This is a genomic window from Pseudarthrobacter sp. NKDBFgelt, assembly GCF_046097905.1.
Lineage (GTDB): Bacteria > Actinomycetota > Actinomycetes > Actinomycetales > Micrococcaceae > Arthrobacter > Arthrobacter polychromogenes.
The window spans coordinates 15,850-28,707 of record NZ_JBJURL010000054.1; the positions used below are offsets into that span (position 1 = coordinate 15,850).

The following is a 12,858-nucleotide window of genomic DNA, read 5'->3' on the forward strand; positions in this document are numbered from 1 at the left end:
GTTTTCCTCTCCACACGAGACCTGTGCGGAACTACGGATAATGATCCCAAGAGAGACGGTACCACCTGCTCCTGTTTGTGAGCAATGTCAATCCAGTCGGTTTACATAGTATTAACGCGATGTCCACAGTCCTAGCCGCAAGGAGTAGTTTCTGTGGGCAAGGTCACGTCCTTTACATCTTGAACAGTAGGCGTGACAACCACGTTAGGTTCTGTGTGCTGAACAATTTTTCCGAAGGTGAACTCTACGGTTTTGCTCTCACCCGGTGCTAGCCGAATAGCGAGTACTCCTACCGGTCTGTTGCCATGGAAGTAGGGAGCAAACTCGGTCTTCTGCCCGTCCAACTTCGCTGTTTCTACATGGGCCTGGGCTGGTCCATAGGCAACGACGTTCGTTTGGACAACCCCTGGGGGCACTCCATAGTTTCCATTCCCAGTCACATACGGCGGTAAAGATGTTGCTGCGTCGGCCGGTGCGGTGTTGGTGCTCGTCACCCGGACTACAGTCTGGTCATAGCCATCCTGTGGGCATTCCTTAACCAGCTGCACAGTACGCTGCACGTAGAAGTCCATCTTGGCACCCGTACCATCGTTGAAATATACGCCAAATTGCGAAGGATGGACGCTGGATCCACTTATTGCGCCACTCAGGCGATGCCTCTCGATCACAGATTGCTCGCGGGACGCAGGGGACCAGACCAAAACTCGTCCCTCGTTAGCTCCCCTTGTAATCGCTTCCACGAGATGGTTTGGATCACTATGGCCTTGCCCCAGAGCATCGAATATCTGCTTGGCCACAGCGGCGAAGTAGGCGTCTTGAGCATCAGGATCGGGAATTTCCGTATAAACCCTTGAAAGCAATGTTTCGACGACGTTATTGCTAGTGAGTTCTGAAGGGAGGCGACTGTTGTCGGGAGTTGCTACGTTCACACTTCCTGTGGCTTCAAGCAAATAGCTGAGCGCGATGGGATCGATGGAGATGACGCCGTCAGTCTTCTGGCCGGTGTGTCTTTCCCACATGGCACTGGCGGTGCCCGCGGCGGTCGGAAAGTCGGGCGTGAGATTCACGTCTTGCATGAATTTGCCCAGACGACGTGAGTAAATCTCCTGTTGCGCAGGGTCCACTTGTACCGCGGGAGTCACTGTTCCCAACGCGCTCGCGCTGGACTGCGTACCCAACGTCAGGCGCCCTTTATCAACTCGGAGGGTTGCCAGGGCGCCTGGTATGCCACCGGAGGCACGCGGTTCTGCATTGTTCTGAACTATCAGCAGATAACTGCGAGGGCTATCCGCTGCCAGCATTGCCGGCATGATACTCGCAGCACTTGTCGCCGCCTCTAGATTTTCGCTCAGTTTCCCTAGTCTATTTCGTGCTTCCACAAGCGGTTCCGCGACTTGCGGGAGGAGTGGAGACGTTTCGATGCTATTGAGGCGTTCCGATGACGAGGAGACGGCGTGAGCGGCTGCCTGCAGCGCAGGGCTTGCCTTTTGTAAAGGCTCGAGATCAACCCCGTCTTGGTCTGGCACAAAAGATCTCCAATCCAAGGATTGAAGCGTGCTGACAAGAGGATCGGCACCCAGCTGAGCTACCTCGTCAGCCGAAACTGCCACATCCGTGACGGCTTGGAAGTTCGGTCCGATCCAAGGCAGCAAGGCTGCGAAGGTCCAAAGAGGGGTGCTCGCGTCTCCACGAGCTTTTTCCGTATGGGCCTTGAGTTCCCTGACCGTCGTTGTTGCCGATGAGTTGCCGGCAATAATGGACTCTTCCAACTGCGGTATCAACTCAACAGCGGCCCAGAGTTCGCGGTGCACCGAATTTGCTGTATCGATGAGCCCAAATCCTGCTCCCGCAGCACTGACAATTAGGACGGCCGGTGCAACCCACCGTAGAGCCCTGTTCCTCTTAGGGTCCGGGCTCTGACCTTGCAGGCCGTGTCTTGTGAAGCCATTTCTGTCAGAACTACCTTCCATGTCGGCTGGTGTCCTTCCTAGTGAGCGGTGCGATAGGGAGGTCGATCCCCAATGAACGGACCAGGAGGAGCTTCAAGTTACTAAACTTGAACCCTCTTGTTCATAAGGGAAATGGACTTGGCAAAATGTGAGGCGGGGCTATGTACTCACCAGTGCTTCTTATCCGTGGCTTTTTGATATGTCGTTCGAGTTGCCGAAAGTGCCCAAACAGCTAGAGCCTGGTGGCAGCGCTCGTCGTCGTAACACCCCTCGTGTCAAAGAAGAGCGAGGCCTTCTGGCTGAGCGCGTCCGCATCGTATTCTGAGTGATTCTGGAGAAGGACTACAACGTCTGCTGATTGGATAGCAGCGTGGAGATCTGGCTCTGTCTTGAGGGTCTTGCCAGCGACCTGCCAAGTATCGACTTTGGGATCGTGGAAAGAGATTTCAGCGCCTTTGCTCAGGAGAAGCTGGGCGATCGGGGTCGCCGGAGATTCACGTTGATCGGCGATGTTGGGCTTATATGTTACTCCTAAAAGCAAAACCGAAGATCCGTTAATGCTTTTACGCGCTTCATTGAGCATGCCCTGCACACGTTCAACGACGTAGGCGGGCATTGAATTATTCACTTCTTCCGCAAGCTCGACAAACTTGAAAGGGTAGCCCAAAGACCTTCGAACCTGAAAGCTCAGGTAATTAGGGTCAATAGGTATGCAGTGGCCACCGACGCCCGGACCAGGATAGAAGGCTTGAAACCCAAAAGGCTTCGTTTTGGCAGCCTCAATTACGTTCCACAAGTCAATGTCCAACTCATGACAAAAACGAGCCATCTCATTCATGAGGGCAATGTTGATGTGACGATATGTGTTTTCTAACAGCTTTGCGGTTTCTGCCTCTCTTGCACCTTTTGCGGTCACGACCGTGTCAACAAACTTCGAATAAAATTCAGCTGCCAACTCCGTTGACTTCGCAGAGATCCCGCCCACGACCTTGGGCGTGTTTTTCAGTCCGTAGGTCTGGTTCCCGGGGTCGATTCTCTCGGGGGAGAAAGCCAAGTAGAAGTCCCGATCGAGGAGACGGCCCTCAACTTCAAGAATCGGACGAATCAGATCATCCGTGGTACCAGGATAAGTCGTCGATTCAAGCACAACAAGAGTGCCAACCGAGTAGTGGGCTGCGATGGTTTTTGTTGCCGAAACTACTGCCCCAAGGTCTGGTACCCCCGCTTCCCCTAAAGGCGTTGGAACGCAAATTACAACAACGTCAGCATTCTTGATTACCGTGGGGTCATTACTAGCGACATAGCCAGCAGAAAGCATTTCCGCTATATCTGCATCTCGCAGGTCGTCAATGTGCGACAGTCCCTTATTAAGCTTTTCAACTGTATTCTTATTAAGGTCAAATCCTGTTACGGAAATACCTGCCTGCACTGCTCCTTGGGCCAAGGGCAAACCTACGTATCCTTGGCCGATTATTACGACATTCGTCATTTGAGTCGTCCGTTCCTAAAGGGCGTTATTCGAGGGCAACCTAATGGGGCAGGCTGCAATTCGATGGTTGTGACCGCTGGGCGCGGCCACGCGATGATGATTATTTATTGACTGCTATGGGGAACCGTGAGGCGGAGCGGGCTTGTTCAGTCTCTGATGGCTCTGTTTTGGTCCCCGCGGACGCTGAGTCGATTGGTGCGTAGCTCTGGTAGCCATAGGCGTAGGCATCTGGTCCCTTGCTCGGGAGCATGTTCATTACAACGCCGAGCACGTTAGCTTCAACCAAGTCAAGCGTCTGTAGCGACTTCTCGACGTCGCCCTGCTTGACGGTCTGACTGCCTACCACCAGTATCACTCCGCCGAGATGCTGGGACAGAACGGCAGCATCTGTGACAGGAAGGAGAGGAGGTGCGTCCACGATCACGGCATCGAAACTCGATTCAAGCTCACGAATTGCTCGCAACATTGCATCCGATCCTAGGAGTTCACTAGGGTTCGGGGGGACTGTCCCGGAGGTTAGGACATAGAGTTGATCCTCACCCCAACCCTGCAAGAGATCGCGAATCTCTGCGTTACCGATAAGTGCTGTTGTGAGGCCCGCACTGCCCTCAAGTCCCAGGTATTCAGCGATCATAGGTCGGCGAAGATCGGCGTCGACAAGCGCAACAGACTGACCGGACTTTGCAAGCGTGATCGCGAGGTTTGCAGCAGTGGTGCTTTTTCCTTCACCCGGGAGCGAGGAAGTCACCATGACTGCCCCGGATTGTTGCCCTAAATTGGCGAACTGGATGTTAGTTCGGATTCGTCGGAATGACTCTGCGCGCGGACTCTGATTCTGGTGATCCAAAATGAGCGGATTCCTTGCAGCCTCACGGTCGAATACGATCCCGCCCAAAACAGGGGCACTGGTGATCTTCTGAAGGTCAGCCTCGCTTCGCACCTTGTTGTCCAGCGTAGAGCGTACGAGGGTTGCTAGGGCGCCAAGGAAAACCCCGGCCAGAAGCCCTACCGCGAGGTTTATACGCGTGTTGGGTGCTGAAGCTTCCCTCGGTGCTACTGCTGGAGTCACGATAGAAAGCTTGACCGGGGATGTGCTGGACTTGTCGGACTTCTCCAGGGTATCAACCGCCTTGACTAAACTGTCACTGACGCCCTGGGCGATCGCAGCTGCTGCAACGGGTGACTGGTCTTCAACTGAAATGGTGATTAATACTGTATTCAAGTCTGAACTTGCCTTGACTTTTGTCGCCAGCTCCTGCGGCGACATGGTTAGGCCAAGAGTGTCAATAACCGGTTGTAGGACAACCGGCGTTTCAACGGTTTTTGCATAGGATTGAACACGCGCTTGACTGAACGTGTTGCCTTGCTGCAACTCCTGAACCGAGCCTGAACTTTGAATGGCCACAAAGAGCTGTGTTTGTGCGGTGTAAGTAGGCTTGATGAGCAGAGAAGCAGCAGCACCACCCAAAAGTCCGACGAGAGCGAGGCTTACGATCAATACCCAGTTTCGGCGAAGGACACGTAGGTAGTCTCTCAGTTCCATTTTGAGTGGCCTTTCTGAGCACAGCAGGAATCAGTTGCTGCGGTACACAGCCCCCCGATGAATCTTATGCTGATTCGCGTCTTGATTCTAACTTGGACCCGTCCGCAGCTGAACTAGGTTGGACACCTTCGCCTAGGCTGCACTCGAATAACCGTCGCGAACGATTGGTCCTGAGTTGATTGGGGCTCTGGGCATCTGTTCGAACCTAAACTCGAGACGTCGCCCTGTGGCGTCCCCGTCTGCGCCGTCCCCTGGACCGCGGCACTGCTGCAGGCGTGGTGCGCAACTGGATGGCGATATAAAACCATAGAAGTGCTCCCAGGAGTGCCTCGCATGCAAGCGTCGATATAACTGCTCCGGCTATCCCGTATTGAGGAAGTAGATAAAAGTTCATGCAGACGTTGATGCCGGCCATACTAGCCTGAACTGCCGTTCTATACCCTTGGTGCCCGCTGCCAGTCAATGTGTCAGCGCCTAGAAAGGAGCCGGCACGCAGGATTATCAACCAGGCCATCATCTGGATGTACTGGACCGCCTCGCTGTAGTCGCTACCTAGAATTGCGGGTGCAATTGGCGCTACGAGCGCTACACCGATGGCGCCCACGACGGCATACCCGAGCACTAGGGGTGAGATCTTACGCGTTAGCTTTAGGGCGCTACGGAGCCCGTTTTTTCCTTCCCTGAAGTAGAGGGGATAAGCAGCCGCAGATACACTGCGAATAGGGGCATAAGCCATATCGATGATTCTGTATGCAGCAGAGTATATGCCTGCGCTAGTAGCCGAGACCAGCCGTCCTAGCATTGCTTTATCTATGTCGTTATACACGTTTTGAGAGGCAAGGGCTGTAGCGAATAGAAGCCCCTCCCGGATTTCGCGCTGGGTTACTTTTGGGCAGCCTTTGTAGTAGCCGACCTGGACGGTAGTCACCATCGCCGCTCCGATACCTAGAGGCAGCGTCGCGGCGGCGTACACCCACGACCAGGTTGGCAGTGAAATCGTCTCGAAGGACGCAATAGCTGCGGCGGCTGCAATTAGGCGGAATAGATTGGCAACTGACGGCAGAATGGCCAAGGCGCGGCTGCTACCGACTGCTTGACGAAATGAGCCGACTAGATCGACTAACCGGAGCCCCACCAAGTCGGCTAGGGCAATACAGAAGATGCCTGCCCACGAGACGTTGGTTGGAGCAATCCAATGAGATGCGGCGGCTAAAAGCACTGAGCTGAAGAGGCCGCCTACAGTCGTAAAGGCCAAGGCCCTCTTCCACTCATATGGGGCGGATGTTGCGTCGTGGGCTACGTTCCTGACCATGAGGGTATTAGTGCCGAGGCTTGAGAACGGGGAGAGCAAAGCCGCCAGTGCCAGAACGGCTGCAAAAGCACCGTAATCCGTAGCGCCCAACATGCGCGCTAATGCCACGAAATAGATGGCCTGTATGGCCAGCTTTGAAAGTTGTCCGGCAAAGAGGGCTAACACGCTTTTTCGTAACAGCTTGGTGTCTATAGCCACGCTAGTTCTTTCACTTGATCAAACCGCATATAGAAATCGTCATCAATAAATAGAGCGGACGCGCGGCGCCGATGCTCTCCTCCTGGAACTGGGTACGGGTATCGTTGGCCGGTCCTCTGTTGACACCTCTGACTTCACAAGAGACAGAAGGAAGATGAGGGGGAACATCACGAAAACATTGCCATCGGCCGCTATTGGATTCCAGAACAGCTCGGTCATTCCGGTCACTCCCAAAAAGGCAACGTAGGATATCGCAAAGGGGGGTGCGCCTCTATGGATGAATGACTTTTTGATACTTTGTGTATATATAATAAATAACCCAATAACCGCGCCAATGCCGCCGGTAAATAGCAAGAAGAGGTATTCACTGTGAGGAAAATGAGAAGGAACGGCACCCACCGACTGGTACGTGTACCAGCGGTCAATTCCTAGCCCTGAAAACCAGTCTTCTCCGAGGGCTGATAGTCCCAGAATCCAAACTTTTCCCCTGTTGCTGAAGTCCGAAGGCTCGGCTTCTGTGACTAACCTGAATCCGACTATAAATAGTCCAGCTGTACCAAGACTCGCCGCTACTGTCACGAGTCGGCTCCGACTCGCCAGGGCGGACGGATTCAATCCCGTTGAGCGGCACCAAGATGTCGCAAGCGATGCAATTGGCCAGACGGCCAGACCAACAGCCAAGGCCAGTTGTGATGTCCTCGACTCCGTTGCGTAAAGCGTCAGAGCGAACATGACGATCGTGATGACACTACTGCGGCCAGCATAGGTCAGGAAAGCGCACAAAAGTCCCACGCCGCAGAATAATGCAACAGTGTTTTCAGATTGGAAAGGTCCGGTGTAAAGAGCATCGAAAGGCCCGCACTTGAACTTGTCGCAAGGGCGCCAATTCAAGCCGCTTAAGGGTGCAATCATAAACATAAAACTTGTCGCAAGTACCAGCGTCGCTGCAACATCGTGCAGCTTGAGGTTTGATAATGCGAATGCAAGCCCAATTAAAGTCAGGGTGAGTATACCGAGTGAGCGGCCTATGATCTGTGGTAGATCAATTTCCGGGTTCATCAGTGCATTAACAGAGAAAAGTAGGGCGGCGATTATGGCCGGCCAAAATACGGAAAGCTGAATTTTATGCTTAACGCGAGAACGAACGCTTTTTGATATGGCTGCTAGTACGGTCACCAGAACTAGCCCGATAACCGCGACTTGTCCTGCTTGGCCGCGGAGCAGTATCCCGGCTTCATATATCAGGCTCGTTAGCATAACGAGAAATAGGCCGAAAAAGAGTAGCGGGTCTCGTTCTGTCAGTCCTGACTTGTACAAAACCTTGACCTGAACTGCGATCGTAGTCGCGGCCAGTAGGGCGATTGTGTACGCGATCAGCGTTGTCACGCGTTTCCCTTAGCAACCTTTGTTGCCGCTTGTTCGCTGGTTTCAGGGGTTGTGTTCGTCAAGATATTTAGCCAATCACCGATGACACGGTCGACTCCGAAGTCCACCCCCCTGCGTTGCGAGGCCTCAATGAAGGCTTCAGTGGGAAAGGGTGCGCTCCTCGGCATTTCTCGAATAGTCTTAGCAAGAGCTTCCGGCGTTGCCTCGGAAAGCCACCCGGGCGAGTACTTGGGGATCATATACCTCGCTACTCGGGTGTCGACTGAAACCACCGGAACAAAGGCATCGGCCGCCTCAGCATAGACCAAACCAAACGTCTCGGCGACAGAACAATGGAGAAGAACTGAAGCTTTAGAAAGTTCCTTCTTCACGGAAGGCTGATCGAGGTATCCGGTAAACCTGACGCGCTCTTCAATTCCGAGACTCTTCGCCAATGCACTGAGTTCGGTCATGCGAGGTCCGTCCCCTATTACTGTCAGCGAATACTGATCGTCCAGAATACTGAGTGCCTCAAGGGCCAAGTGCTGAGCTTTAATAGTTGTCAGTGAGCCAATACTGAGAATACGATGTTCCGTATTTCGGGATTTGACTATTTTCTCGACAGACTCAGTTGTGGGTTCCTTGACAATGTTGGGAATTACGGTAACCCGTCGGATGTTGCCATATTCCTCCATGTCCTCTGCCACGGGTTGGCTTACAGCCACAACCTTATCAGCCCGTCTATATAAGTATCGGGTCATGAATTTCAAAACGCTAAGCGGTTTAGAGTAAGGAAGCTTTTCTTTAAGTAGTGTGTGCTCCCAAATAATAGTCCCGCCGGGCAATCTCGGCGCCACAAGCAACCAGGGCACGGCCGTCCATACACCCACCAATACCACCGTGCCCAGATCATTACGGCGGGAACATGAATAGAGTCTCGCGAAGCTTTGGACACGCTGCCATCCGCGCAAGGGAGTACCAAGTACTTCTACCCCACGCGCCAAGTTTTTGTCGGCATTTGAACCGCCTAATACGATGATGCGTATATCTAAGCGCTGTTCCAGAGCTTGAACCAAATTGAGAGTCACTCGCTCAAGGCCTAATGTAGGAGTCAGGCCTGACACGACAAATGTCACTCGCCGCTTACTGGTACTCATCTAGGCTCCTTGTAACAGGATTTTTTGACGTTCGAATGATGACGATGACACTTGATAACTTCCGGTGACGATGTCACTTGATAAACCTCATGAGGTTCTGAATCCACTTTCTCGGAAGTACCCCTGAGATACCGAGCGCCAACGGGGACATGCTCGGCAAGCGCCGAAGTCTGAAAATACGTCGAATTACGGCGAGCACGCCCCGAGGGTCACGCTTTTGGAGAGCATAGCGAAGGGTCTGTCCCGCCAGAAAGTCAACTTGAGTGTCCGCGCCGTAGCTATTCAGAGCTGATTCAGCCCACATGAGGGAAGTCTTCCAGTCACTTCCCGCCGAGATTGAACCCGCAGTCCCCACGTAGATGTCTACCAAGTCTTCTTCCACTTGGAGGAAATTCGTTCCTGGTTCGCGACCCAGCTTCAGCAGCCAGTCCCAATCTTGGTGCCTAGTCAGCTTCTCATCCCATGGAACGCGAATACACAGGTCTCTCGGAGCCATGACCGTTGAGGCAAAGAAGGAGGACCTGGTTGCGCCCGCGTGGCGGCGCCGGAAGAGATAGTCAGCAATGTCTTGACCCGGGTGGATCAGCGCTGCGGGTATGCCCCTGACCTTCGAAGTGGATGCAGCCCCGGTGATACTTTGGACAGCACGCGAACCAATCACAAGATCTTGATCACTGGGGAAGCGCGATGCCGCAGTCAGCTGCGCGCGCAACTTGCCAGGAAACCACGTGTCGTCGTCGTCTAGAAAGGCAATCCACTTTCCCCTAGCGGAGTTAACACCAAGGTTTCGCGTGAAACCACCTCGTTTGCCACCCCCCGTAAACAGGATTTGGTTGGCCCCGGTAGCCGCATCAAGCACGTCCGGGGTCGTGGTCTTTTCATCCCGGTCGAAGACGACGAGCAGTTCGACTTCGCCGGAGTAATCTTGTCCGAGAACGCTCTTTACCGCATTCCGTAGCTCCGGTCTCCCCACCGAGGGGATTACCACGGAGACGTCGATAGTTTTTGAGGGCAGCATTTTCCGCTTTCATGAAGGTCGCCAGTGGCAGGGACAAGAGCGCGTGTGCAGGTACCAAAATTGCCGGGACTTAGCATCAGCGCACTGCAGGGATCTGGGGCCGGGCTTTGGAACCAAAATGAACCGACGAGGCCCCCACCCTCTCGAACAACTTGCCGCAGTCAAGTCATGTTAGCAAGCAGAACCAGTGGCCCCATCATGCTGCCGGTATTATCTAGTGTGCTCTCCTAGGTCGAGAGTTGTTGGTCTACCTCGGGGGACGTCAAATGTCTGAGTCTGTTAAGTGGCGCATTCGCTATGCCCGCCGGCTTCGAATAGTGGATGGAGTGGTTGTAGTTTGGGCGACTGCGGGGGCGCTGATATTGCGAGTCGGAACCGACGAAGGTCCGCTAAGCAGTGAGACGGGTCTGTATCTCGCTCTCACCGCTGCCCTTGCTACCGGATGGTGGCTAATGCTTGGCCTCTGGGGTACGCGGGACCCGAAAATTTTGGGTTTTGGCCCTGAGGAATATAAGAGGGTGTTTGCTAGCTCGCTGTGGTTGTTTGGTATTATTGCAATCCTTTCTTACTCCGCGCGTTTTGACACTGCCCGTGGATACGTAGGAATTGCGTTGCCTGTTGGTGTCACGGGTTTAATTCTTGGTCGCTGGATTTTGCGTCAGCACCTGGCTCTGGAAAGATCACGTGGATTCAGCTCCTCAAGAGTGCTTGTCCTCGGAGGAGCCGCGAGTGCGGAGCATGTTGTGCGCTCGCTGCAGAGTCACCCGCAAGCTGGATACGCTCCTATTGGCGCATTCCTGACGTCTCGCAGCGATGGGCCTGAAGTATCTGTTCGTGTCGTCGGAAGCGGGCGTCGACTAGAACAAATAATGGAAGCCATCCAAGATGTAGGCGCGGATACGGTTGCCGTTGCCGCCGAAGGAGACTTGTCACCTAGGGATTTGCGTCAGCTTGGCTGGACCCTGGCTGCTTCACACGTTTCGATGATCCTGGCACCATCGCTGACCGATGTTGCTGGCCCGAGGATACATACCCAACCCGTGGCAGGATTGCCACTTATTCATGTGTCAACACCTAAGCTCACCGGCGGACGGCGGGTGGCGAAACGTGCATTCGATGTTATGTCCGCAGTGTTACTGCTGGTCATCCTGTCGCCGGTGTTCTTGGTTGTCTCTATTTTGGTGAAGCTGAGCAGTTCGGGACCGGTGTTCTACAAGCAGGAACGGATTGGCATACGAGGCACTTCTTTCAATATGCTCAAGTTCCGCTCAATGCGGACAAATGCGGATCAAGAACTGCAAGCTCTGCTGCGCGAACAAGGGACAGGCGCGACTCCATTATTCAAAGTCAAGGACGATCCTCGTATAACGCCAGTAGGCAGAGTGCTTCGTAAGTATTCTCTCGACGAACTACCGCAGTTGATAAATGTGGTAGCCGGAAGCATGAGTCTTGTAGGGCCGCGGCCGCAGCGCGCGGGCGAAGTCGCCCTCTACGATTCTGATGCACACCGCCGCCTTTACGTAAGCCCCGGCATGAGTGGCCTGTGGCAGGTAAGTGGTAGATCTAACTTGACTTGGGAAGAGAGCATCAGACTTGATCTCTATTATGTGGAAAATTGGTCGCTCGTTGGGGATGTTGTCATCCTACTAAAGACATTTCGTGCTGTTTTTGCTGGTGCAGGTGCTGTATAATTGCACCCTCATTCCTCATTCTTTCCACGGTACATGAGCACAACTCCAGCGGTGAACCCTTTGAACTGGTAGTTCACCGGACTTACGGGTATGGAAGGCAGTGTGAGGCGGGTACTCGCCCGAGGCGAGGCCACAGTACACGACTCCCGTTAGCCAGATCACCGTAGAGCGCGCGCCTTGCGGATGAGCCGACCACTATGTGATTCCACCCCGGCAGCTAACAGATTATGCCGGGGGCTGGCCTCGCCATCTTCCTCAGTTCGACGCTGGCGAACCACGGTCAAGTCTTCGGCGCAGCTCTCACATCAACGCAGCGGGTACTCGCTCGTCGAAAACGCCGTCAATTAGGGCCATTGGCAGCAGAATCGCAAAAAATGTCACCGCTCCGTTTACAAGCCCTCAGACCGTCAGGCCCGACCGCTAGTTGGAGCAATATTCATGGCCGACCACATAAGATGGACGAGGTACAGCGGGGATTTCCCACTTCTGTTAGCTGCCCGACTGTACTCCTCGAATTGGCATTTGACTCGCCATGGAACGGCGGCCGAATGGCGTTTGAGTTCGTAAGGTTCGCGCCTAAGGGGATGGCGCAGTCAGGCGTTAGGTTATGGTGGACACATGCCTATCCAAAGGGCCTAAATACGTAACGACGCCAACGTCTCCTGTCTAGTCTCAGCTCGAAACACGCCGAGCGTGTTGTGGCAGAAATGATGATATAAAAGGGCTGTGAAAATTATGCTGCCTCGTGGGGAAGGCGACGCTCCCTTGGAATGCCCTCACCAGTTCGTTGGTCTCTGCCCAAAATGTCACAGCGCACAAAATCCAAGCGATTCAATAGCTGCATTGAGTAGTCCAGAACTGGTCTCCTGAAAGCACCTATCTTCAGTTCTGTCAATACTCGCGCCCGGAGCTGGGTTGCCTGAGAAACCAATAGGGGCCTTTGTGTGTGGAATCGTGGGATATGTGGGCCGTTCAGTCGACGGCGGACTTGCCGGACACAGCGCGTTGGATGTTGTTCTTGAGGGACTGCGCCGCCTGGAGTACCGGGGCTACGACTCCGCCGGGGTCGCCGTGGTGTCCAAGGGTGCGATCGAGTCGCGGAAGAAGTCAGGGAAGCTGAGTAACCTGATTGCCGA

The 12,858-nt window shown here is 54.0% G+C and carries 8 protein-coding genes and 1 pseudogene; 2 read left to right on the forward strand and 7 right to left on the reverse strand.

Annotation, left to right across the window (positions count from 1 at the left end; translation table 11 throughout):
- Nucleotides 1-131 precede the first annotated feature (131 nt).
- The 7 genes from ACKAE7_RS14420 to ACKAE7_RS14450 all read right to left on the reverse strand — a co-directional run bounded on the left by ACKAE7_RS14420 (nucleotide 132) and on the right by ACKAE7_RS14450 (nucleotide 10,031).
- Nucleotides 132-1,811 carry a DUF4012 domain-containing protein gene (locus ACKAE7_RS14420; protein ID WP_408979524.1) on the reverse strand — a complete coding sequence of 560 codons (1,680 nt, stop codon included), beginning with the start codon at nucleotides 1,809-1,811 and terminating at the stop codon, nucleotides 132-134.
- Between the two features lie 370 nt (nucleotides 1,812-2,181).
- Entirely contained in the window at nucleotides 2,182-3,438 is a 1,257-nt protein-coding gene (locus ACKAE7_RS14425) for a nucleotide sugar dehydrogenase (RefSeq protein ID WP_408979525.1), read from the reverse strand.
- Between the two features lie 100 nt (nucleotides 3,439-3,538).
- Nucleotides 3,539-4,981, reverse strand: a complete 1,443-nt coding sequence (locus ACKAE7_RS14430; protein WP_408979526.1) for a polysaccharide biosynthesis tyrosine autokinase — start codon at nucleotides 4,979-4,981, stop codon at nucleotides 3,539-3,541.
- 205 nt (nucleotides 4,982-5,186) lie between these two features.
- Entirely contained in the window at nucleotides 5,187-6,491 is a 1,305-nt protein-coding gene (locus ACKAE7_RS14435; RefSeq protein ID WP_408979527.1) for an oligosaccharide flippase family protein, read from the reverse strand.
- 42 nt (nucleotides 6,492-6,533) lie between these two features.
- Entirely contained in the window at nucleotides 6,534-7,877 is a 1,344-nt protein-coding gene (locus tag ACKAE7_RS14440) for an O-antigen ligase family protein (protein ID WP_408979528.1), read from the reverse strand.
- Nucleotides 7,874-9,013 carry a glycosyltransferase gene (locus ACKAE7_RS14445; RefSeq protein WP_408979529.1) on the reverse strand — a complete coding sequence of 380 codons (1,140 nt, stop codon included), beginning with the start codon at nucleotides 9,011-9,013 and terminating at the stop codon, nucleotides 7,874-7,876. Before ACKAE7_RS14445 ends, ACKAE7_RS14440 begins: the two co-directional genes overlap by 4 nt.
- 73 nt (nucleotides 9,014-9,086) lie before the next feature.
- On the reverse strand, nucleotides 9,087-10,031 hold the full coding sequence (locus tag ACKAE7_RS14450; protein ID WP_408979530.1) for a glycosyltransferase family 2 protein: 945 nt from the start codon (nucleotides 10,029-10,031) through the stop codon (nucleotides 9,087-9,089).
- 266 nt (nucleotides 10,032-10,297) lie between these two features.
- Here ACKAE7_RS14450 and ACKAE7_RS14455 point away from each other — a divergent pair, with 266 nt between their 5' ends.
- Nucleotides 10,298-11,722, forward strand: a complete 1,425-nt coding sequence (locus tag ACKAE7_RS14455; RefSeq protein ID WP_408979531.1) for a sugar transferase — start codon at nucleotides 10,298-10,300, stop codon at nucleotides 11,720-11,722.
- 942 nt (nucleotides 11,723-12,664) lie between these two features.
- A pseudogene (locus tag ACKAE7_RS14460) lies at nucleotides 12,665-12,858 on the forward strand (glutamine--fructose-6-phosphate aminotransferase); the annotation flags it as partial.

Bases quoted from the DNA above. Each gene is read 5' to 3' on its own strand.
- ACKAE7_RS14430 (WP_408979526.1), bottom strand. From the start codon at position 4,981: ATGGAACTGAGAGACTACCTACGTGTCCTTCGCCGAAACTGGGTATTG.
- ACKAE7_RS14450 (WP_408979530.1), bottom strand. From the start codon at position 10,031: ATGCTGCCCTCAAAAACTATCGACGTCTCCGTGGTAATCCCCTCGGTG.
- ACKAE7_RS14445 (WP_408979529.1), bottom strand. From the start codon at position 9,013: ATGAGTACCAGTAAGCGGCGAGTGACATTTGTCGTGTCAGGCCTGACT.
- ACKAE7_RS14425 (WP_408979525.1), bottom strand. From the start codon at position 3,438: ATGACGAATGTCGTAATAATCGGCCAAGGATACGTAGGTTTGCCCTTG.
- ACKAE7_RS14455 (WP_408979531.1), top strand. From the start codon at position 10,298: ATGTCTGAGTCTGTTAAGTGGCGCATTCGCTATGCCCGCCGGCTTCGA.